Here is a 21,771-nt window from a genome sequence, read left to right as displayed (position 1 = left end):
GGTTCGAGTGCATCATAGTTCGCGGTTCACAGGCGGTAAGGTTCGATGAACCATGAACAATCAACAATCTGGCTATGACTTTGGCCTCATTCAGTCCTTATTGATTCAGGCGATCGATATTGGACTGGTATTTGCCCTTGCGTATTTGGTGCTCGTCATTGTCGGGGAGCGCCGGACGCTTTGGATGGTAAGGGGATTTATTATTTTGATGCTGGCGGCGGCGGTGAGTAACTGGGCTGGATTGAGGCTGTTGCACGTGGCGCTCAACAGCTTGGTAACGGGTTCTGCTGTGGCAATGGCGGTAATATTACAGTCGGAGTTTCGCCGATTTCTGGAACAATTGGGTCGGGGGGAAATTATACAATTATTTGGACGCGATCGCCGACCAACTCCCGAACCCGACAGCGTAATAGATGAAATTGTGGACGCAGTAAAAGAACTTTCGCAAAACCGCACGGGCGCTTTATTAATTGTAGAAACAGATTCTCCGATCGACGATCGGGATTTTTCAGTTCCGGGAGTGAAGCTAAATGCGGAAGTCTCTAAGGAATTGTTGCAGACTATCTTTCAACCGCAAACTTTGCTGCATGATGGGGCTGTTTTGATTCGGGCTTCGCGGATCGTGTCGGCTGGGGTAATTTTGCCTTTGTCGGATCGCAGCGCCTCGCGGCAGTTGGGAACCCGCCACCGGGCGGCGATGGGGATTACGGAACGGGTGCAAGCTTGCGTGTGCGTCGTGGTGTCGGAGGAAACCGGTTCGATTTCTCTGGCGCAGATGGGAACTTTAAATCGACCTTTGACTAGCAGCAAACTTAAGGAATTGCTAGAAGCAAAGCTGTTTCCGTCGGAAGGAGAAAGAGTGGTGACTCCAATTCCGATCGGCAATCTCGGACGGCAGATAGGATTGAAGGGAGTGACACTGTTAAAACGGATACTGCGCCGTTAGTCGGGTAATCGGGAGAAACCATGAGTCAAGGAATTTGCTTGGAAAAGTTGCCTGCGGATCTACAACAAGAACTACTGCCTAAGCACATAGCAGTGATTATGGACGGAAACGGGCGCTGGGCTAAGAATAAGGGGTTGCCACGGATTGCGGGGCACCGCCGAGGAGCTAGCGCTCTCAAAGAACTGCTGCGCTGCTGCAAAGATTGGGGAATTCCAGCTTTAACAGCCTATGCTTTTTCGACGGAGAATTGGGGCCGGCCGGCCGGGGAGGTGGATTTTTTGATGAGTTTGTTTGAGGGCAAGCTGCGGCAAGAATTGCGCGAGATGGTGGACGAGGACGTGCAAATTCAATTTATGGGGAATTTGCAGGCTTTGCCGAAGTCTTTGCAGGCGGAAATCGAGCGCTCTGTGACGGCTACTCAGCACAATCGGGGGATTTTGTTTCGGGTGGCGACGAATTACGGTGGCCGCCAGGAGATTGTACAGGCTTGTCGGGCGATCGCCACTCAGGTACAAGAGGGCAAGTTGCAGCCAGAGGAGATTGATGAGGTTTTATTTAAACGCTATTTGTATACTGCTGATGTTTGCGATCCGGATTTGCTGATTCGGACGAGCGGGGAAATGCGGCTGAGCAATTTTCTGCTGTGGCAAATGGCTTATTCGGAAATTTACATTACTGAGACGCTGTGGCCGGATTTCGATCGATCGGAGTTTCACCGCGCTTTGTCTGACTATCAGCAGCGCAGCCGCCGATTTGGCAAAGTGTAACGATTTTGGATTTTGGATTTTGGATTTTGGATTTTAGATTAATTTTTCAGTTGCCAATTAGGTATTGATTCTGAAGTATATTCCTCAATCTAAAATCTAAAAACGATTTTGGATTTAAAACGATTTTGGATTTTGGATTTTAGATTTTAGATTAATTTTTCAGTTGCCAATTAGGTATTGATTCTGAAGTATATTCCTCAATCTAAAATCTAAAATCGCCAATCTAAAATCAAATTAGGGGCCTGAGAAAACGGCATCTTCAATGTCGTGACGCGAGAGCGAGTATTTAAAGGCTCGCTGAATGTCTTGGCCGTCGGCTCCGGCGTCAATATAGCGAATAGTGAGTTGATCGATATCGAGGGAGAGTTCTGCTTTCCAGGTTGGTCGATCGATCTGCCAGCAGTGGAGTTCTCGCCGATCTTGCTCGCAGCCGCGGCTTTTTAGCCACTGTTCGATTTCTGGGAGTGGATGGCTGTACAAAGGAGTGTCAGCGGAAGGAAGAGTCATGAGCAATTGGGAATGGGGAATGGGGAATGGGGAATGGGGAATTGGGAATTGGGAATTGGGAAAACTGTAGTTAATCTTTAATTTAGAACTTTTAGTTGTCAATTGCCACGAATTAAGCCGATCGCGATCGCCAGTACCAAGCATCCGACTAAAGTAGCCCCCATGATAAATAGAGCGAATATTTCGCCGGGGGACAGAGGGCGATCCGTGGGATCTAGGTAAGCCGAGTTAGAAGTTTTTTTACTCGATCCCGAAACCGGAGTGTTGAAGCCCGGGGGCGACTGAATCACATTCAGGCGAGAATAACCTATTTTGAGGTCGTAGGCGAGGCGGCGTTCTGGGTTGCTGAGGGTGGCGTAGGCGTTATTGAGCTGTTGAAATTTGGCGGTGGCGACTGCGGGTGGCAAGTCGGTAGTATCGGGATGGTAGAGTTTGCTCAGTTCCCGGTACGATCGCCGAATTTCGATCGCAGAGGCTGAAGGATGCAGCCCTAACAAGCCGTAATGACTGGAACCCAAGGGGGTTTTTCCTGGTGTTTTCTGACTTTTGTTTTTCGCAGTTGCCTCGTTTCCTGCCACCGAAGCCCCTCTCTGCCGATTGTTGATAATATTTGATTATTTTAGCCCAGAGTTGAGTGTAGCGCCAGTGTCTGCCAGAGCGATGGGTTGAGTGCGGGCGATAAATCGTGGCAAGTAACCTCAAACCCAGCACCAAGATATTCGTGCCGTCCGCTTTATCGATAACGTTTATTCTTTAAAGCGTCTCCTCTTTTGAACGCAAAACTTTTAAGCTGTGCGGAAGCCAAAAAGATGCAAACGCAGAATGCTGTACACAGAAATCCACCCAATAAGGCTGTATGCCAGGGCAAATGACCTTTTCGCGTGAGTTGACTGTAAATCATCATTAATGGCGATCCTAATGCGCCAAATAGCCCAAGATAGTATCCCAAGTCACCTATACGCCAAAGCAATCCCAAGAACCAACTTTGCTTGCGTAGTTCTTCATATTCAGGATAGTCTAGTGACATTACAAATCCACTCCCTGTGCCTAATTAATTTAAACTATGAATCTACCCGCAAATTCTGCACATCCTCAACGCTAATCCCGGTAACTTGGGCGATTGCGCCATTATCTAGCTGTGAGAGTAATTGTTGGGCGATCGCTAGCGTTTCTTCTCGTTTTCTTTGTTCTCTTGCTGCCTGTATTCCTGCCTGTCTTGCTTCTTCAACAGCTTTAATAATTGCTCCCTGTTGGTCGTGAATAAACTGTTCCTTGCGTTCGTAAACTTCTACTTCTTCCCGACTTAACCGGGCTTGATTGGCAAGATCGAATGCTTTGTGGATTTCCGGTACGCTATCGATTGTTTCGGGAACTTCTGAGAGCATTCTGGCATATTTCATGAAATATATCCATTTATCTGTCAAAGTTTCTAGTTGACTTGCTTCTTTATGGAATTTAGGTAATTCTATAAACACTAAATTCATGGCATCTTCGGGATAGTTTAAATTGCTTTCAACTTCTTTATACACAAATCTCGAAATTAAGTTAGGGCTGTTGCGAAACATTTCAAAATCTGTAATGGTTAAAGCTATTAATGGCTTGAGCATTCGATAGCCTTCTCCTCTTTGCAATTGAAATGCGTAGGTTGTGGCTGCATTGTACAATACCCGATTGCCAGAATATTGAACGTTGAGAACTAGAATTTCAATAATGACTAAGGTACCATCGTCTAGTTTGGCTGTGACATCGAGGTAAGTATCTTTTAAATCTGCAAGTTGCCTCGGCAGATTTGGGTTGATTATTTCTAAGTCTTCGATGGTGGAATTTCCTTCATAAATTAAGGCGTTAAGAAAGCTAATTAGAATCTCTTTGCTTTCTGAGGAGCCAAAGATTTTTTTGAAGGCGTATTTGGTTTTTGGGTTGATAAATATCATGGCTTTAATTTTGTAGTAGTGATTCAATCAGTGAGGCGTAGTTTGTTGGAATATTTAGGAATCGCCCCGCAAATTTTGCACGTCCTCAACGGTAAGCCCTGTAACTTGGCTGATTTTGTCATTATCTAGCTGTGAAAGTAATTGTCGGGCGATCGCCAACTTTTCTTCTCGCTTTCCTTGTTCTATGCCTTGTTCTATGCCTTGTTTTATGCCTTCGTTAAGCGACTTAATAATTGCTCCCTGTTGGTCATAAATAAACTGTTCTCTTTTGTCTAAATCTGCCACTTCCTCTCGGCTCAACTTGGCTTGATTCGCAATATTAAAAGCTTCATGTATTTCTGGTATACTATCCATTGTTTCTGGGACTGATGTCAGACTTCTCGCATTTTTCATGAAATAAATCCATTTATCTGCTAAAGTTTCAAGTTCCTCCTCTCCTTTGATAAATTTCGGCAATTCTACAAATACTAAATCTAGCTCATTTTCGGGATATGTAAAGTTTTTATTGACTTCTTTTAACACAAATCTCGAAATAAATTCTGCATTCTCAGGAAACATCTCAAAGTCAGTAATTGTCAAAGCAATTACTGGCTTCAATAGTCGATAGCCTTGGGCTGCTTCCAATTGAAAAGCATAGGTTTTAGCTGCATTGTAAAAAACCCGCTTGCCAAAAGACTGGACGTTGAGCACTTGCATTTCAATGATTACTAAAGTGCCGTCGCTGAGTTTGGCTTTCACATCGAGATAACTATCTTTTAAGCCTTCTAGTTTGGGAGGCAGATTCGGGTTAATAATTTCTAAGTCTTCGATGGTGGAATTTCCTTCATAAATTAAGGCGTTGAGAAAGCTAATTAGAATCTCTTTGCTTTGTGAGGAACCGAAGATTTTTTTGAAGGCGTAATCGGTTTTCGGGTTGATAAATATCATAGTAGTCAGATTTAGTTTTAAGGTTATCGGTTTGGTGGCGAAGCAACAGGATTTGAGAGCGGTCAAACGGCAGATTTTGTTTCAGGTAATGGCTTGACATTTTCTGGCAAATGTGAGTTGCCGATCGCCAGCACGGGCTCATCGTCCCTGTGTTCGTCATCGATCGGCAGTTGGCAAGAAATCAATTCTGTGACGATCCGATCGCCCAAAACATCTTCCCAATCCTGCAACTGTTCCCTGGCTTTGATCGGCTCGTTGACAGCAACATCTACGCCCATTTGTTGGAGGTTGAGGCTGTGGGCTGTCGATCGACGATTCACAAACTCCACCAACCAAACACTCAATCCCACTGCGGCCATCAAAGGCAATACAATCCGATAATCGCGGGTTAATTCAAACATCAATAGAATGGCTGTCAGCGGTGCTCTAGCGCTACCTGCGAGGACGGCGGCCATGCCCACCATTGCGTAGGCGGCAGGGCCTGCGACTCGATCGCTCAATGCCGGGATCATTTCCAAAAAGATGCCATAAGCCGAACCCAACGAAGCTCCCAAAAACATCGCCGGGGCGAAGATACCACCCACTAAACCGCTACCGAGGCTGATAGCTGTCACCGCCAGTTTGACGAATAGCAGCAACAGCAGCAAAGACAAGGAAAATTTGACATCTTGGAGCATTGCTTGGACTGTTTCGTAGCCCACACCCAAAATTTGAGGCAATTGCAGGGCGACTAAACCGACGATCGCACCGCCGATGACGGGATGAAGCGGCCGGGGCAGTCGTCCCAGCCAAGCAAATCCTCGGGTTTTTCCTTGAAAACAGCGATCGGCCAATTGAATTGCTTCTGTATAAGCTAAGGACACACAGCTTGCCAAAAGTCCCAATCCCATGTAAAGAGGCAGTTCTAGAGGACTGCGGACATCGTAGATTGGCAAAGCAAAGGCCGGCTGAGCTCCCAAACAAATTTGAGCGATCAGCGCCGAAACTACGGCGGAGAGCAAGACAACGCTGACTGACGAAGTGGCGAAGGTGCTACCGAGTACGACTTCTAAGGCAAAAAAGACTCCGGCGATGGGAGAGTTAAACCCGGCGGATAAGCCTGCTGCTGCTCCCGCGCCGAGGAGCAAGCGCTGCCGTTCTGGGGAAAGCTGCAAGATTTGAGCTAGCAGCATTCCGAAGTTGGCGCCGATTTCCACGCTGGGGGCTTCCGGGCCGAGGGAGGCGCCGGTGCCCAGGGATACTGAGGCCGCCACCATTTTGGTGATGGGTTTGAGGGGGGAGAGTTCTTGTAGCCCACGGGTGGCGGCAATTAAGGATGACATATTGGGGCCAAAATCGCGAAACCGCCAGCGCATCAGCCCGATGATGACTCCGCCGAGGGTGGGAATGCACGCTAGAGTCCAAGATCCCGAAGAGGCGATCGCCCCCATAAAGTCTTCCAGCATCAGGCTGTGGATCAAGTGGATCAGGTAGTGAAATGTGACGACGCCTGCGCCAGTAACTCCCCCGATCACTAGGGAGAGGACGAGCAGGAGGGTTTCTGGGTTCGGATGCAGGCGGCTGAACAGCGGGCTGAGGCGGGAGGAATGCGGAGTTTCTGCGGTTGAGCCGGGCGGCAGCAGCTCCACAGGATGGGTGGCTTTCATTTAGCGGTTCATTCTTCTGTGAGAAGTTAGATAAATATTACATTTTATTTCTTATTTTCATTTTGAGTGATTTCAGAGGAATTGACAAGTTAATTAAGGCGTATTTTATGGCAGATTTTTGGGGCTGGCGGCTGGGATGGAATGACCGCTTCTGAGGGTGAGTGAATTTTAGCTGATAATTGTATGCTCAGTGACATTCAAAATTAGATAAACTGAGCGATAATCCTAATTAACTATATCTACAGTCTTATAGTTTCTGGCGATCGCATTAGAGGCTCTGCCATCTAGCAGTCTGTTTAACAGTTGACAGTTGACAGTTGACAGTTGACAGTTTGAGACCGATGTCTACCTAGAAGGAAGAGGATTGGAGTAATGAATGGTCTGATTTTAATTTCTCCCTAAAACGGAGAGGCTTTCAACCAATTCTTTCTGGTAAAATCACTGGAACTAAATGCTCTGATTTGAGATTTTAGGTCGAATAAAATATCTCAAATCGAAATTTTGTAGTGAGGACTGAAGTCCTCAGGGAATAGGACTAAAGTCCTCACTACAAACCTGTTTGATGGTGGCTGTTCGATCGCAAATATAGCAATTGCCACAGCGGTGAGGACATAAATAACCTCATGAATATAGCCGATACCCGTCAAGCATAAATGGTTTGATTCCCGTACTATGCAACTGTCAACTGTCCACTGCCAACTGTCCGCTGCTATATCATATCGGTTGTTGCGCGACCGGGATTCTGGGTTTGGGTTTGGCGATCGACATTAGCGGATCGCCGATGGTGGCCACCTTCCAGGGCGGGGATTCTAGCTGGCGGGCTGCGATTAAAAAAGGTGCCCCTCGTTTTAGGCGATCGACCATTATTTTAGGTGGAATAAATGCAGATAACAAAGGTTCGTTGACGCTGCCGACATAGGCGTAAGCACCATTTTGCAACCACCTGCCAGCAACGGTATTTGCATCATCTGGATCTGATGCTGACCAACTGTGAATCATGTGGATTGCTGCGGGAAATTTCAGTTTTGGTATATCCTCAACCAAGGCGTCACCGTTACCGACTTGGAATGATTTGGGATAGCCTTTGGAATTCATTAATATTAAGTCAAATGTCCACGGTTTGGATGCTACTAAACTCCGCCACAATTGGAGAGTAGACTGGGGTTTTTGCACTAATTCGACATTCAAACCTATGCTTTTTAGTCCGCTAGCTGCTGACTCCATTTCATATTTTCCCCAATTTCCTTCTTTTGGGTAACTGTCATACAGCATAGCTGTTTGGCTGTCGAGAAATATGGCGCACATGGCTTGATAGATCGATCGCACTTGGGATCCGTAAATCCAGCCAGCCGCGGCCCAACGTTCACCGTTGGGATGCCGTCCCAAACCGTCGGTAACAGCCCATTGTTCGTCTTGCTTTTGGGGGGATTGATATTTTACTGCTAGTTGGCGTACAATCGTGATTGTGTCGATCGCATCTCCGAGTTGCGAGTAAAAATATCCGGTTGATTCAACAGCTTTTGTAACTGCTGTTTGCAGATTTTTCCACTGTGCGGTATTAAGGTTATCGTTCGGTTTTCCGAAGTTGCCTTCGAGAAATACTAAGGGTTGGCCACGGGCTGCTGCTAAGGCAACTGCTGCTAAACGTGCGGGGTCATTTTCAGATGTGATGACTACTCCTGGCGGTTCCCAGCCGAGTTCTCTCCATTTTGCTTTTAAGGTTTGAGTATCCGTGGCATTCCAGGCTGCTGCTGTTGCCTTCAGCATTAATTGTTGGAGTTTTTGACCTTTTGGGATCTCCTGTTTGATGCTGGGTAAACGGACAATTTCTTCGGGTTGGAAGCGCTGCAAAAACATCGGTGCATATTTTTGATCTTCGATGAGAATCGGCCAGTGTCCTTTGAAATTCCACTTTTGGATTGCGGCTAAGAATGTGGCTTCGTCGGGGACTAAAACAATGCGGTTGACTGTTGGGATGTTGTCCCGGATCAGGCCGACTCGCAGGCCTATTTGCACTGCCCAGGGTTCTTGTTTGGCTGATGGGGGGAGTTGGAAAGGTTTTTTGAGCAGGCGATCGCACCCAACAGCGATTGTTGCTATGATGGAAATAAGGGCGATCGCTAGCAATTGAAGTTTTAACTGTTTTTTCATGAGGGAAGGGAAGAGCAGCAAAAAACTCGTAGCTTGCGGGGCGGAACGCCATCGCCAACACTAGAAATTATAGGTATATTTTTATACTAATCCCGGATTTTCGAGGCATGACACAAAGAAAGATTGTAAGTGCGATCGGGATGGCGACTGTTTGGGCGATCGGCTTAGCAACTACAGGTTTAATAATTTTCGCAGCCAACGGTTCCTCAGTCAAGCATCAAGTCCGACAATTGCTGACAGCGAGAGAATGCCGGGGGTGCAATCTTTCCGGGGCTAATTTGAGTGCAGTTTTTCTCGAAGGCGTCAATTTAGAAAATGCTAACCTCAAAGATGCCAATTTGTGGAGTGCCCATTTGGTAAATGCTAACTTGAAACAGGCAAATTTGGCTGGTGTTTACCTGATAAGCAGCAATTTAGTAGGGGCAAATTTGGAGGTAAGTAATTTAGAAAAGGCGTTTTTAGAAGATGCTTATTTGGGAGAGAGTAACTTGAAAAAAGCTAACTTAACAGGTGCTTTTATGAAAGGTATTTTTCTGGTTAATGCTGACTTAGAGGGGGCGAATTTGGAGGGGGCAAATCTGTGGATGGCGAATCTGGAAGGTGCTAATTTGAAGGGTGCTAATTTGAGGAATGCTTTGCTGTTGGAGACAAATTTGACCGGGGCGAATTTGAAGGGGGCGGTGATGCCTGATGGTACGCGGCATGAATGAAAGTCAGTTGATAGTTGACATCAGTCATTAGTCAGGGGAGAGGGCGATCGCACCTGTAACCTTTATTTCCCCTTATTTGGTGAGGGAGTGAAGGGGTGAGGTGCGATCGGGATTCTAATAGCTAGCAGTTTGGGTTAGGAAGGGCGATCGAACTGATGGAGCAAATAAGGGCGATCGCCCTGAGACTCGAACTCAGTCAGCGAGCAGAATGTCAATTGCAAACGCAGGAACTTTTCAAAGCTATCTAGAAACTCGATGCAACCACATTGTTGCAGTAGATTCGATCGTGCTGCTGTCCCAAGTGTCATAAAAACCTAAAGCTTCACGCCAATTAAAGGCATTACCACCGGAGGATATCAATTTACGACTATATAACTTGTTTTCGCCCTTGTTATCTGGTGAAAATTGGGAGTTTTTTCGATAGCCTCCGTAGAACCATTCTCCGGCTGGATCGTTCACAAAAAAGTCACCATTGTTGTTATAACCGCGAATAACTAAAATGTGACCCGGCTCTGTCCAATAACCATGCAATATACATATCTCACCAGAATCGAGAGACCGAGTGATGTCTGAAAGACTCCCCCTCAGTGTCAAATCATCTCTCAAGCCTAAACCTTCTAACAATCTTCTGATTCCATCGGGAGAACCGTGATCTATTCCCAGCCGATCGAAACGTTCTTTTACATCATCCTCGTACTGTGGCCAGGGGCCTAAATCTGCAACTTGAAAATACTTGAGACACATTGCTGCGCTTGTAGAACCGCAAGTGATCTTTGGAGCAATTTCGTTATCGTATTGACTGAAATAGGGAACGTTATGATTGACAGCCATAATTTACCTCAAGCTAAGTGTTGTATTGGAATAATAAATATGGTGTTAGCAGCTTTTGCTCTGCTTTAACTCCATCAAAACCCAAAGTAGATAGCCCTGCCGGTGAGAAAAAGTGACAGACTTTTGTAAAGATTTGTCAGCCATGAATAGGCTCTTACTAGATAGCCTGTGGCAAAACAAGTCGCTTCAGTAATGCGTCAAAATCTACATCAGGATTAGAGACATTAAAATCAAAATCATTCCGCATTCCAATTTCCCCAGCATACTGCCAAAAAAGCACCGGGCAAGGAACATCTGTACTAGGCTGAGCTTTAAAAGCATCAAACTCTAAAGGTGGAATTGGGATGCTGGGTGTGCGGAACCTGTTATCAAATCTAGCAATCCATAATCCGTGACATTCCGCACCTCTATTCATTGCTTGTTTGAGGGAGGTTGATGTTTGATCGTCCTGCGATCCCAAGTAAACGCAAGGTAGCATTTTAATTTTGGAACTGCTAGCTATAACTGCTTTAGACCATCCGAGATAATATTCTGTAGATAGTGGATCGCTTGGCTCAACATCTAAAAAGAAATAAAATTCTCCGCCTTGAGATTGGAGATAATCTTCACCAAAAGTTGCCAAGAAATCCAATGCTTGATCTGTACCATCAATATCACCTTCTCTCTCTCCAAATCCAACTCGTGTTGTGAAACGACCGATCGGCAAGACGCGAATATTATTTCTCCTAAGTATGTTGTTTTCTTCACGTTTTTTGTATTCTCCAAACCCTGAAAAGTCAGTTCCGCTAAAATAGCGACCCCAGTATGCAGGTTTAGCCCCACCTAATAATCGAGTTGCGCCACCAACAATCAAATCTGAATTGACGTTGATGGCTGAGTCAGCACCTTGAACTCCAATATTAAGATTGCCTGCGATCGATATATGTCTCTCGAAGACAAACCAATCTTTGCTTCCTTTAATTGGATTAGCAAGCACTATTTTAAGATGACCAAATTGAGCCTTGGAAAATTCTTCTATTTCAAGTATGTCACTTTCCTTGAAATCAAATTTTTCATCATTAGATAGTTCTGTTGACTGTATGGGACGTTTTTTCAGAACAGTATCGACAATAGCCTTTAACTTCATTGCTTTATTCTTCCAGATGAGAATGTTGAGTCAGAATCAGCCAACAAAGATGAATACTGCTTTGAGAATGCAATAAGCTTGCTTGTTTGACTCTGAATAGTTTGACTTTCCCCATCAAACCCTAAAACGATCGCCCTGGCGGTGAGAAAAAGTGACAAGCTTTTGTAAACTTACGTAAATTCACTCGATCGATTTGAGATTTTACCTTATCCCAAATCCGAGTTCAATACCCCTCTTATTTCTCAGTCCGCGCAGGCGGACTTCGTTCGTATAGACGCGGTTTCAACCGCCGAGTATAAAAGGGACTACCTTGCGGTTAATTAAGTAAATTTGTTTTCTATCCTGAAAAAGAACCCCCACTCAGAATATTCGGTGAATATAGTAAATAGTTCAAAATAACAAACTATGACAGCACAAGAGGCGATCGCCCTAATCGACCATCTGTTACAATCCGCAAACAAACAGCAAAAACTCACTGACATTCAATCCCACGTCTTTCTGGAAACTTGGGAAGGACACTCTTATCAAGAGATAGCCGATCGCCTACTTTACGAACACGACTATATCAAACAAGTCGGTTCGCATTTGTGGCGAAATCTCTCTCAAATTCTTGGCGAAAAAGTCTCAAAACAAAATCTGCAAGCAGTCTTGCGCCACTACCAGCAGAGCAGTGCGGGCATCCAAGATTGGGGAGAAGCGATCGATGTTTCCTATTTTTACAACCGCTTGCAGGAATTAGAAACATTAGAAACTTGGATTAGCGGCGATTCTACCCGTGCGATCGGTATTTTTGGAATTGGCGGTATCGGCAAAACTTCTCTGTCTGTCAAACTCGCCCAGCAAATTCAATCTAAATTTGAATTCGCGATCTGGCGGAGTTTGCAGCAAGCACCGACATTAGATGCTATCCTCAGCGATATTTTACCAATTTTAACTAATTCATCAGCCGAAACCAATCACTCTATTCATGCTCTCATGGAACAGTTGCGGCAAAAACGCTGTTTGTTAATTTTCGACAATCTGGAGTCGATTTTGCAAGCAGGAAATCGCAGCGGACAATATCAACAAGGTTATGAAGATTACCGACAGTTATTTGCCCGCATTGCTGACGAACCACACCAAAGTTGTCTGATTTTAACCGGACGAGAACAACCCGGCGGGTTTGCCGTGCGATCGGGCGAAAATTTACCCGTGCGATCGCTCAAACTCTTCGGCCTTTCGCCACCTGTATGCCAGCAAATCCTCGCTGATAAAGGATTAAAGGTAACGCTATTGCAATGTCGAGATATTGTAAATTATTTTGGTGGCAATCCCCTCGCCCTGAAACTTGCTGCAACGACTATTCAAACACTTTTTGGTGGTGACATTCACGCATTTTTAGTGCAAGGAAATACTGTTTTTAGCGATTTGTGGGATTTGCTCGATCGCCAATTCGATCGCCTGTCTCCCCTGCAACAACAAATCATGTACTGGTTAGCCATTAACCAAGAAGCAGCGACTCCTGCGAAGCTAAAAGCTGAAATTTTGCCCGAAGTTTCGGGACGGCAACTGATGGAAGCATTGGAGGCGCTGGCCGAGCGATCGCTGATTTTCGATGAGCGATCGCTTAATTATACCGCATCCACCAGTTTAATGCTACAACCTGCGATCGCCGAGTATGTCAGAGAACGATTGCTCGAACGAAACTGTCGTTCGAGCAATATCGAACTTTTAATAAATGCCCGGAATTAGTTTTTTTACTCGCTGGCGGTATTCTGAATAGTCGGGATATTTATCGCTCAACCAAGTTTCTTCGCGTCTGGATTTGATGTCAAAAAATATTAGTAAAATTGCAGTCGCTATTAAATGAGATAAACTGAATTGAAAGATTGTCCAGCCGAGGGCTGCGAAGATGCCGCCGCTGTACAAGGGATGCCGCACTATTCCGTAAATGCCTGTTTGGACTAATTCTCCGTCTTCTCTGGGATAGGGTAAAGGTGTGAGGTTTTTCCCCAAATCTATCAGTCCTTTGATGATGAAAGTTAATCCGATTAAGCTGAGAATACTTGCTAAAAACCAGGTAAGATAAATTAATTGAGTTGATTGACTTTTGAATCCGGGTAGTTGATAAACTGGTAAGATTGTAAATGCTGCAAGTAATACTAATTGCAGAAAAACTAAATATTCGCCCCGGCTGTTGTTGCTCCAGCCTTGGCGCGTGAAACCCCAGTCAGTTAATAGTTTTTTCATAGGAAGAGGAAAGTTCGGCTAGGGATTGTGGAACTGACATTTTTGGGCGCATCTGGTAGATTGTTTGTAGTTGTGCGATCGCGTTTAAAGAGCGCTAAAGCGCAACTACGTACCTCGGATAAAGCGCTCAAGCGCAACTACATACCTCGGATAGAGCGCTCAAGCGCAACTACGTACCTCGGATAGAGCGCTCAAGCGCAACTACATACCTATTAGAGATTTATTCTCGCCAGGGACGTGTCATTAGTTCTAGTTGGTTGACTTCATCTTGGCTTAAAGTCCAGCCTAGGGCGCCTGCGTTTTCTTCGGCTTGTTTTGCGGTTTTGGCGCCGGGAATTGGGATAACTCCGTTTTGGGCTATTAACCAGTTTAGGGCAACTTGCGCGGGCGTGCGATCGCGCTTTCTCCCCATTTTTCGCAAGGTAGACATGACTAATTCGATTTTTTCAAGGCCCACTTTGCCGAATCGGGAGTCCATTTTGCGGGCTCCTGTAGGTGGTTCTTGGGCTGTGTATTTGTCGGTGAGCAATCCTTGGGCTAAGGGGCTGTAAGCTAAAATTGTTACTCCCAATTCCGAGGCTGCACGTACAATTCCTTGTTTTTCTACTTGCCGCGATAGCAATGAGTAACGGACTTGATTTGTTGCTAGGGGGACGCCTCTGGCTGCTAGTATTTTGTGAGCTTCGCGCATCTGTTCTTCGGAATAGTTGCTGACTCCTACTGCTTGAATTCTGCCTTGTTTTACTTCGTCTGCTAAGGCATTCATCAGAGTTTCTTGACTCAGTAAAAAACTAAAAGGCCAGTGTACTTGGTAGAGGGTTATTTGTTCTACTTGCAACCGTTTTAAGCTGGCACTCAAGGCTTCGGAAACTGATTTTCCGGTAATCCGCCAGGGTACGGGGCCGAATTTGGTGGCTATTTGCACGGGTTGGCTAGTTTTTTTGATAAACTGTCCCAGCAATTCTTCTGACAAGCCGTTACCGTAGACTTCGGCTGTGTCGAAAAAGTTGATTCCGGCATCTAGGGATGTGTTGAATGCTGCTTCTACTTCGGCGGCGCCGTAGTTGCTGCCGTAGTTCCAAAATAGTTTGTCGCCCCAAGCCCAAGTTCCGACGCACAGGGGAATGACGGCTGGGCCATTTTGTCCTAGGGTGATAGTTGTCACGGTTGGTAAATCCACAGTTATAGCAGTTGACAGTTGACAGTTGACAGTTGACAGTTACATAGTACGGGAATCAAACGGTTTATCGATCGCGGGATCGGGGATCGATTCATGAGGTTATTTATGTCCGCGCTTTCAGGTGGCGGTTGCTATATTGATTCTCTTTATTTTTATATGAATAATGTCATTTGAGCTTCTAGCTGTGGGTATAATGGCGGCCGATTGCAATATCTCAGTTACTATAAATTCAAATGTTGTCTTTATTTGAAAAGTTATGCCGATCGACCGTTTGCCAGATTCTACATTAACAGATTCCACGACTGCTGCCCAAAAGAGAATTGACCTCGCGACGATGTTCCGCCTGGGCTTGTTTCAGATGGGGCTGGGCATGATGTCGATTTTGACCCTGGGGGTACTCAATCGCGTGATGATTAAGGAGTTGGCGATTCCGGCTACTGTGGTGGCTGGTACCCTGGCGATGCACCAGTTTGTGGCGCCAGCGAGGGTATGGTTCGGGCAAATGTCCGATGCTAAGCCTTTGTTTGGCCATCACCGCACGGGTTACGTGTGGATGGGAGGGCTGTTGTTTGTGATTTCGGCTTTTTTGGCGGTGCAGGTGATGTGGCGCTTGGGCGCTAGTTTAGACGCTGTGGGGTGGACGACTCCGACTTACGGCTGGGTGGGTTTGCTGGGTTTGGTTTTTGCAGTTTACGGTATCGCGATTTGTTCGAGCTCGACTCCTTTTGCTGCTTTGTTGGTGGATGTTTCCGATGAGGAAGATCGATCGAAGTTGGTGGGTGTGGTGTGGTCGATGCTGATGGTTGGTATTATTATCGGGGCGATTGTCAGCAGCGGTTTGCTGAAGCAGATTGATGGGGATGTGCCGCGGGAAGTGTTGCAGGCTTCGATTAATGGTTTGTTTGTGAAGGTGCCGGCGGTGGTTTTGCTGTTGGTGGGGATTGCAACTTTTGGGGTTGAGAAGAAGTATTCGCGTTACGGGGCGCGATCGATCGCAGTTAATCGAGAAGATAAGATTACTTTAGGAAGTGCGCTGCGGATTTTGACTGCTAGCCGCCAAACTGGTTTGTTTTTTACTTTCCTGCTGGTGATGACAATTTGTTTGTTTATGCAGGATGCCGTTTTGGAACCCTACGGCGGGGAAATTTTTAAGATGCCGATTTCGGAAAGTACGCGGTTGAATGCTATTTACGGTACTGGTGTTCTCATCGGTTTGAGCGCAACTGGTTTTTTAATTGTGCCGCGGATTGGCAAGCAAAATACGATTAGATTGGGTTGTTTATCGGTGGCGGCTTGTTTTGGCTTGATTATTTTATCGGGATTTACTGGTAATCCCATTGTGTTTAAGTCGGCTTTGATGTGTTTCGGGTTAGCTTCGGGAATTACAACGACGGGGGCACTGAGTTTGATGTTGGATTTGACGGCTGCGGAAACTGCGGGGACTTTTATTGGCGCTTGGGGTTTGTCGCAAGCGATGGCGCGGGGTTTTGCTACGGTTAGCGGCGGTGCTATTTTGGATTTTGGCAGGACTTTGTTTGGAGTGCCGATGTTGGCTTACGGGTTGGTTTTTGCAGTGCCGGCTGTGGGTATGATTTTCGCTTTGTATCTGTTGAGTCTGGTGGATGTTGCAGAATTTCAGGATAATGCTAAAAGTGCGATCGCAACTATCCTTGAAAATGAATTAGACTGAGAATACCGGGCGGTTGAAACCGCGTCTATACAGACCAAACCCGCCTCCGCGGGTTGAAGAAAGTTCTCTTCAGTCCGCGGAGGCGGACTTCGTTTTTGTAGACGCGGTTTCAACCGCCGTCTTCGTTTTTATCAGCGCGGTTTCAACCGCCGTCTTCTCCTACAAACCAGTAACTAATGCAAGATTTTTGGAACTCTATTCTAACTTTTTCTCAGACAACTGTCAAAACAATCGGACAGCAGTTTTTGAAAGATTTCGGTTCTGCACAAGCGGATGAGAAATCTGATGGCAGTTTGGTTACGCAGTCTGACAATTGGGCGGATGCAGAGATTAGAAATGCGATCGCACTTGCGTTTCCCAGTCACGGGATTTTGAGCGAAGAAGGAGAGCACGTTTTACCCGATACTGAATGGTGTTGGGTTGTCGATCCTCTCGATGCTACCACTAATTTTGCTCGGGGCATTCCAATTTGGGGGATTTCTTTAGGTCTATTATATCGCGGAACTCCAGTTTTTGGCTGCGTGCATTTGCCACCCCTGAATCAAACTTTCCACGGTTTTTATGCAGAGAATTTGGCGGACGATCCTGTATTGACAAATATGCCTCAAGGTGCATTTTTAAACGATCGCCCGATTCGCCCGAGTGATGATAAACTGAGTGGAAATCATATTTTTAATTTGTGTTCGCGGAGTGTGGGAATTGGGCCTCATCTTCCGAGTAAAATTCGGATGTTGGGGATGGCTAGTTACAATTTTTTAATGGTGGCTTCCGGTGTGGCGATGGGAGGAGTTGAAGCGACTCCTAAAATTTGGGATATTGCTGGGAGTTGGGTAATTGTCAAGGCTGCGGGTGCGGTTTGGCTACCGCTGGAATCCCAAGCGATTTTTCCGCTGGAAGTGGGTAAGAATTATGCGAGGGTTTCTTTTCCAACTTTGGTGATGAGTCGCCAGGAATTAGTGTCGGTGTTTTTGCCGTTTGTTGAAGCTTGGAAGAAGAAAAAAATGGGCTAATCTTAAAGTCGCCTCGAACCCAATAGGTTCGATCGTTCGGACTTCAGTCCTTCTTTCTTGCGGACTTTAGTCAAATGGCACTGAAAAAGTGACAAAAAAAATCTGTAAGGCAAGATATACATAGATAATTGCCTTACAAACCAAAAGATCTCTTTCCCGGCAATGCCAAATCGTGCGTCCATTCTCTCTCCAACAATTTTTGCAGAGTGTTGCCTCACCTTGCCAGAAGCTGCTGCCAGATTCTGCCGTCCATTCGCTTCTAGCTTGGGAGAAGATCACCTACTACCAAAGCATCTACACATCAGTAGTCACCTTAACTTGTCACCAATGGGTCTTGCATAGGCGGTTGTGATTCGTTATGCTTTGCACGGTCTATGACCGTGCTTTTTCACCAGCCCCAAGAATGGTAAAATTGTCACAAGCCGAACAGAAAATTAGTCCCGAGCCCTTAATTGGTTACTCGATATCAATTTACTTCAAAATCCTCATAGGGAATCAACCTGAACTCTTGACGAAACATCTGCCTGGGCGGCCATACTTACCGCTTTGCTTCGCGCCTCTATAATTTGACCTATCTCGCGCCCCAAGCTTGGTTGGCGTTCAATCATTGTATTTACAGCATCTGAGTAGATGACAAGAACTTGCAAATCGTCAACGGCGGCGATTGATACCGGACTCGGTTCCCCACTAAATAGTGCCATTTCCCCAAAAAACTCACCACGCAAGATAGTCATTACCTCCAACTCCATGCCAAACTGGTTCCTGACTGTGACCTTAGCCTGACCCGCAATGATAATGTACAAAGCATTACCAGGCTCGCCTTGCCGGATGACTTTCTCTCCCGCACCAAACTTCTGTAAAATAGTTCCCTTACCTAAGTCATCCAAATTTTTGGGTTCTCTAGCTAAAGGCATAAATCCGGGAATTGAGTGCAGGCTTTGGGCTAACTTAGTTGAAGCGCTATCTGCCTTATCAGCAGGTTCCACAGGATACGAGTATCGGTAACGATATAACGTTAAGTTGTTTCGCTGCGCTGCGTACCAAATTCGCGTCATAAATCGATCGACTATCTGGTCTACATCCTCAAAGTTTTTGACAAAGAACTCCACCTCATACATAATTGCAGTCTCATCATAGGATTTGGTTTTAATATTTGGTTCCGGTTCCGCTAATACTCCTTGGGTAGCCAAGGCTGTACTTGTTAGTACCTGCTTCACGAGATTAGGCGGGCTATCGTAGGAAAAACCAATATTGAGGCGTTGGTTATAAATGCCTTCTGGTTGGCTGTAATTATAGATGATTCCTTTTCCAATGAACTGATGAGGAACGATTATCATCTGGCGCTGGAGAGTGAGCAGGCGAACCGATCGCCAATTGATATCAACTACCTCACCTTCGATATCTCCAATCCGCAACCAATCACCAACGCTAAAGGGACGTTCTAGAAGCAGCGCCATGCCAGACATGACGCTGCCTAGTGTGTCCTGAAGCGCCAAACCGATCACAATTGAGCTAACGCCCAATCCAGTAGCAAGACCGGCCAAATCAGCACCCCACACTGCCGCTAGCACGATCGCACTTCCTACAAGCACCAAAAAAAACTTAGAAAGATCGATCAGCAATTTGGGCATCCGTGCCCGCCATGTATTAGCCTCAGCTTCTTCAAACAAAATCACATTAAGCAGCGAGAGAGATGCGTAGATGGCAGATATCCAGAACAGTGTTGCTACGAGCTTGGGAAAATTCCCATTAACGTCAAGCTTCAGGACATTCCTGATTAAAATCATCACCATTAAGACCGGCAGGACAAGGTTTTTTATAACCAGCAGGGTAGTCGCCAGTGGTCTAGCGTGCCTTTGTAGGTGATAAATAACCTCTCCTAGTAAAACGACGAGGAGTGGGAACCCTAATCCGACAATTACTGCCCACATCTCCCAGTCGTTTGAAGAGCTTAAATTATTCATGGACTTCCTCCGATCCAACATTTACTGGAAGCTTATAACTTGTGATTTGCCAAGCTACTAACTTTTCTTTTCCAGATTCTTGAATTTCACCAACCAACTCAAAATCGTAGAGATCGTGCAGGCGATCGTAGATATCTTGAGACACAAAGATTGCGCCGGGGGGACAAGCCGACTTCAATCTATTGGCAATATTTACGCTCTCACCCCAAACATCATAGAGCAATTTATTTTTGCCAATGACACCTGCAACCACATCTCCTGAATTGATACCGATTTCTACGTCTAGATCCAAGCCTTTTTCATAATTAAATCGGTGGACAAACGCCAGCATTTCCAAAGCAAAATCCACCGTGCGTTTGTCATGATCCAAACGTGGCACACTCAGCCCGCATACAGCCATATAACCATCACCAATAGTTTTAATCTTCTCCAAACCGTATTTTTCGGTCATTTCATCAAAGGCTGTTACCAGTTCATCAAGCAGAGCGATAACTTCGGGAGCTGACATGGTTTGAGAGAGCTTAGTAAATCGATGGAGGTCGGAAAACAAAACCGAGACATGAGAAATCTGATCGGCAATTGCTCGATCGCCCTGTTTGAGGCGTTTGGCTATTGCGGGACTAAATATATTTAAGACTAATGCTTCATTTTCGCGATTTTTCTGTTGAATTAGTTGAGTTTCGGCACGAAGGCGGCCTATCGTTTGGTTAAATGATTTAGCTAACTCTCCAAATTCATCTTCTGAACCAGATTTAACCACCGCGTCAACTTCTCCAGCCCCCACCAGGCGGGCACTAGCGATTAACTTCTTGATGGGTCTGACAAAGATTGCGGTCAGCCACATGGCAACAACCGTGATTATCGCGATGATTGCAGTAGCTGCCATCACAATTGTTTTTTGAAAGGAGTGAATTGACGCATAGGCTTCCGAAACATCCATCTCCGCCAATATCACCCACCTCAATCCATCAATATCTAGTGGAGAATAAGAACTCAAAACAGGAATATGACGATAATCGTCGATCACCTGGGTGCCCTGTTTCCCAAATAACGCTTCCTTCACTCCTGTTGTTTGCGCTTGCTGTAGGAGGATTGTAGTATTGAACTCTTTGATTTTCTTGATGGTCTTTTCATCAGTACCGATAGAGGCTAGAATTTTTGCATGACCTTCTGGGTCTTCTATCTGGAAACGAGATGCAGAGCGCATTAGATAATCCGACCCAACCAGATAAGTTTCTCCTGAATCGCCCAGACCACTTTGTTTCCAATTTTTGTTACCAGTCATCACATTGTTAATTTTGTCAACGGGAAACTGGAACGCCAAAATACCAATAAATTCCGAGCCGTTAAAGATTGGAGCAGCGATAAAAGCCGCAGGCGCACCGTAGGAAGGGCTGTAGGGCTTAAAATCTACTATTTTCACATACCCCTTTCCCTTTGCCTGTCGTGCAGCGGCGATCGCGTTTGCTAGGTTACTCTCTTTGTAGGGGCCATCGATCAAGCTTGTGGTAAAGTCGGCTTCTTTAAAAACCGTATAGACAACAGTTCCTTCGCGATCGATCAAAAACATATCGTAGTAACCATATTTTTCAACTATATTGCGAAAAATAGGGTGGTAGAGGGCGTGAGCGCGGCTGTAAGCGCTGGCGTCGCCTGGAGTATCAAGGAGAAGTTTCTTGCCAACGGGGTTCGGATTAGCAGCGATGTAGTGGTACTGTAGGTAACGAGCAGCGGGTGTTTTTGGCCTGTATGCTGCCAGAACAGGCGAACCATCGTTAGTTCGCGTTAGTTTGGTTAAAAATTCTTTCTGGTAGTAGGTATCAATTTTTGCGTCAAAATTCGCTGGAATTTTAGACTTTTCAAGTTCGCTGTAAGCCGTCTTAAATTCCTGTAGGGCTGCGACTACTGTCAAGTCTTCGCTGAGGGTTTGGGTGTGGTTTTTAAGGTTTTCAAAATAATCTTGGATTTGATAAGCTTTCACAGCCCTAAGGCTGGTTAATTGGTTAAAGACTTTTTCGGTCAGAATAGCTTTCCCACTGCTAGAGCATATAAACGTGCTCGCAAGCATAGCGCAAAGGCTGACTACCAGCAACATGACTATGAGTTTTGTTTTTATACTTAAATGATTCACTAATTGCATAGGATTTTTCCTG

General features: G+C 45.6%; 18 protein-coding genes. 6 read left to right on the top strand and 12 right to left on the bottom strand.

Annotation, left to right across the window (positions count from 1 at the left end):
• The first annotated feature begins 52 nt into the window (after nt 1-52).
• The gene (gene cdaA, locus JGK22_RS11955) at nt 53-946 is read left to right on the top strand and encodes a diadenylate cyclase CdaA (protein WP_293176062.1); all 894 of its coding nucleotides are present in this window, start codon (nt 53-55) and stop codon (nt 944-946) included.
• A 20-nt stretch (nt 947-966) separates the two neighbouring features.
• Entirely contained in the window at nt 967-1,713 is a 747-nt protein-coding gene (locus tag JGK22_RS11950) for an isoprenyl transferase (protein ID WP_293176064.1), read from the top strand.
• 234 nt (nt 1,714-1,947) lie between these two features.
• Here the strand turns inward: JGK22_RS11950 and JGK22_RS11945 are convergent, their stop codons facing one another.
• The 6 genes from JGK22_RS11945 to JGK22_RS11920 form a co-directional block, all read right to left on the bottom strand.
• On the bottom strand, nt 1,948-2,220 hold the full coding sequence (locus JGK22_RS11945) for a DUF3143 domain-containing protein (protein WP_293176326.1): 273 nt from the start codon (nt 2,218-2,220) through the stop codon (nt 1,948-1,950).
• Nucleotides 2,221-2,318: 98 nt separating this feature from the next.
• Nucleotides 2,319-2,798: a J domain-containing protein gene (locus tag JGK22_RS11940; RefSeq protein WP_293229821.1), complete on the bottom strand. Its 480-nt coding sequence runs from the start codon at nt 2,796-2,798 to the stop codon at nt 2,319-2,321.
• Nucleotides 2,799-3,281: 483 nt separating this feature from the next.
• Entirely contained in the window at nt 3,282-4,154 is an 873-nt protein-coding gene (locus tag JGK22_RS11935; protein WP_293192425.1) for an Rpn family recombination-promoting nuclease/putative transposase, read from the bottom strand.
• Nucleotides 4,155-4,208: 54 nt separating this feature from the next.
• Nucleotides 4,209-5,081 carry an Rpn family recombination-promoting nuclease/putative transposase gene (locus tag JGK22_RS11930; protein WP_293225226.1) on the bottom strand — a complete coding sequence of 291 codons (873 nt, stop codon included), beginning with the start codon at nt 5,079-5,081 and terminating at the stop codon, nt 4,209-4,211.
• Between the two features lie 62 nt (nt 5,082-5,143).
• The gene (locus JGK22_RS11925) at nt 5,144-6,727 is read right to left on the bottom strand and encodes a chloride channel protein (RefSeq protein WP_293176070.1); all 1,584 of its coding nucleotides are present in this window, start codon (nt 6,725-6,727) and stop codon (nt 5,144-5,146) included.
• Nucleotides 6,728-7,441: 714 nt separating this feature from the next.
• Nucleotides 7,442-8,878 (bottom strand): hypothetical protein, encoded by a 1,437-nt coding sequence (locus JGK22_RS11920; RefSeq protein WP_293312931.1) that lies wholly within the window; start codon nt 8,876-8,878, stop codon nt 7,442-7,444.
• 107 nt (nt 8,879-8,985) lie between these two features.
• On the opposite strand from JGK22_RS11920, the gene JGK22_RS11915 reads away from it, so the two are divergent.
• On the top strand, nt 8,986-9,588 hold the full coding sequence (locus JGK22_RS11915; protein ID WP_293198103.1) for a pentapeptide repeat-containing protein: 603 nt from the start codon (nt 8,986-8,988) through the stop codon (nt 9,586-9,588).
• Nucleotides 9,589-9,828: 240 nt separating this feature from the next.
• Here JGK22_RS11915 and JGK22_RS11910 read toward each other — a convergent pair whose 3' ends face one another.
• Nucleotides 9,829-10,419, bottom strand: coding sequence for a C39 family peptidase (locus JGK22_RS11910; RefSeq protein ID WP_293198105.1), 591 nt, complete (start codon nt 10,417-10,419; stop codon nt 9,829-9,831).
• Between the two features lie 157 nt (nt 10,420-10,576).
• Nucleotides 10,577-11,545, bottom strand: coding sequence for a hypothetical protein (locus JGK22_RS11905; protein ID WP_293198107.1), 969 nt, complete (start codon nt 11,543-11,545; stop codon nt 10,577-10,579).
• A gap of 405 nt (nt 11,546-11,950) precedes the next feature.
• Between JGK22_RS11905 and JGK22_RS11900 the strand changes: the two genes are divergently transcribed.
• The gene (locus JGK22_RS11900) at nt 11,951-13,276 is read left to right on the top strand and encodes an NB-ARC domain-containing protein (protein WP_293198109.1); all 1,326 of its coding nucleotides are present in this window, start codon (nt 11,951-11,953) and stop codon (nt 13,274-13,276) included.
• Here JGK22_RS11900 and JGK22_RS11895 read toward each other — a convergent pair.
• Both JGK22_RS11895 and JGK22_RS11890 read right to left on the bottom strand, forming a co-directional pair.
• Nucleotides 13,256-13,774 carry an isoprenylcysteine carboxylmethyltransferase family protein gene (locus JGK22_RS11895; RefSeq protein ID WP_293312929.1) on the bottom strand — a complete coding sequence of 173 codons (519 nt, stop codon included), beginning with the start codon at nt 13,772-13,774 and terminating at the stop codon, nt 13,256-13,258. The genes JGK22_RS11900 and JGK22_RS11895 overlap by 21 nt on opposite strands.
• Before the next feature lie 220 nt (nt 13,775-13,994).
• Nucleotides 13,995-14,939 (bottom strand): aldo/keto reductase, encoded by a 945-nt coding sequence (locus tag JGK22_RS11890; protein WP_293176328.1) that lies wholly within the window; start codon nt 14,937-14,939, stop codon nt 13,995-13,997.
• A 271-nt stretch (nt 14,940-15,210) separates the two neighbouring features.
• Between JGK22_RS11890 and JGK22_RS11885 the strand changes: the two genes are divergently transcribed.
• The gene (locus JGK22_RS11885; protein WP_293176083.1) at nt 15,211-16,644 is read left to right on the top strand and encodes a BCD family MFS transporter; all 1,434 of its coding nucleotides are present in this window, start codon (nt 15,211-15,213) and stop codon (nt 16,642-16,644) included.
• A gap of 176 nt (nt 16,645-16,820) precedes the next feature.
• Nucleotides 16,821-17,654: an inositol monophosphatase family protein gene (locus JGK22_RS11880; RefSeq protein WP_293176085.1), complete on the top strand. Its 834-nt coding sequence runs from the start codon at nt 16,821-16,823 to the stop codon at nt 17,652-17,654.
• 485 nt (nt 17,655-18,139) lie between these two features.
• Here the strand turns inward: JGK22_RS11880 and JGK22_RS11875 are convergent, their stop codons facing one another.
• Both JGK22_RS11875 and JGK22_RS11870 read right to left on the bottom strand, forming a co-directional pair.
• The gene (locus tag JGK22_RS11875; RefSeq protein ID WP_293216279.1) at nt 18,140-19,441 is read right to left on the bottom strand and encodes a mechanosensitive ion channel family protein; all 1,302 of its coding nucleotides are present in this window, start codon (nt 19,439-19,441) and stop codon (nt 18,140-18,142) included.
• Nucleotides 19,442-19,610: 169 nt separating this feature from the next.
• On the bottom strand, nt 19,611-21,758 hold the full coding sequence (locus JGK22_RS11870; RefSeq protein WP_293176089.1) for an adenylate/guanylate cyclase domain-containing protein: 2,148 nt from the start codon (nt 21,756-21,758) through the stop codon (nt 19,611-19,613).
• Nucleotides 21,759-21,771: the final 13 nt, after the last annotated feature.

This window comes from Microcoleus sp. PH2017_08_TRC_O_A (assembly GCF_020738665.1).
Classification (GTDB): Bacteria; Cyanobacteriota; Cyanobacteriia; order Cyanobacteriales; family Microcoleaceae; genus Microcoleus.
Note: the sequence above shows the minus strand (reverse complement) of the source record. Positions and strands in the feature narration are given on the sequence as shown.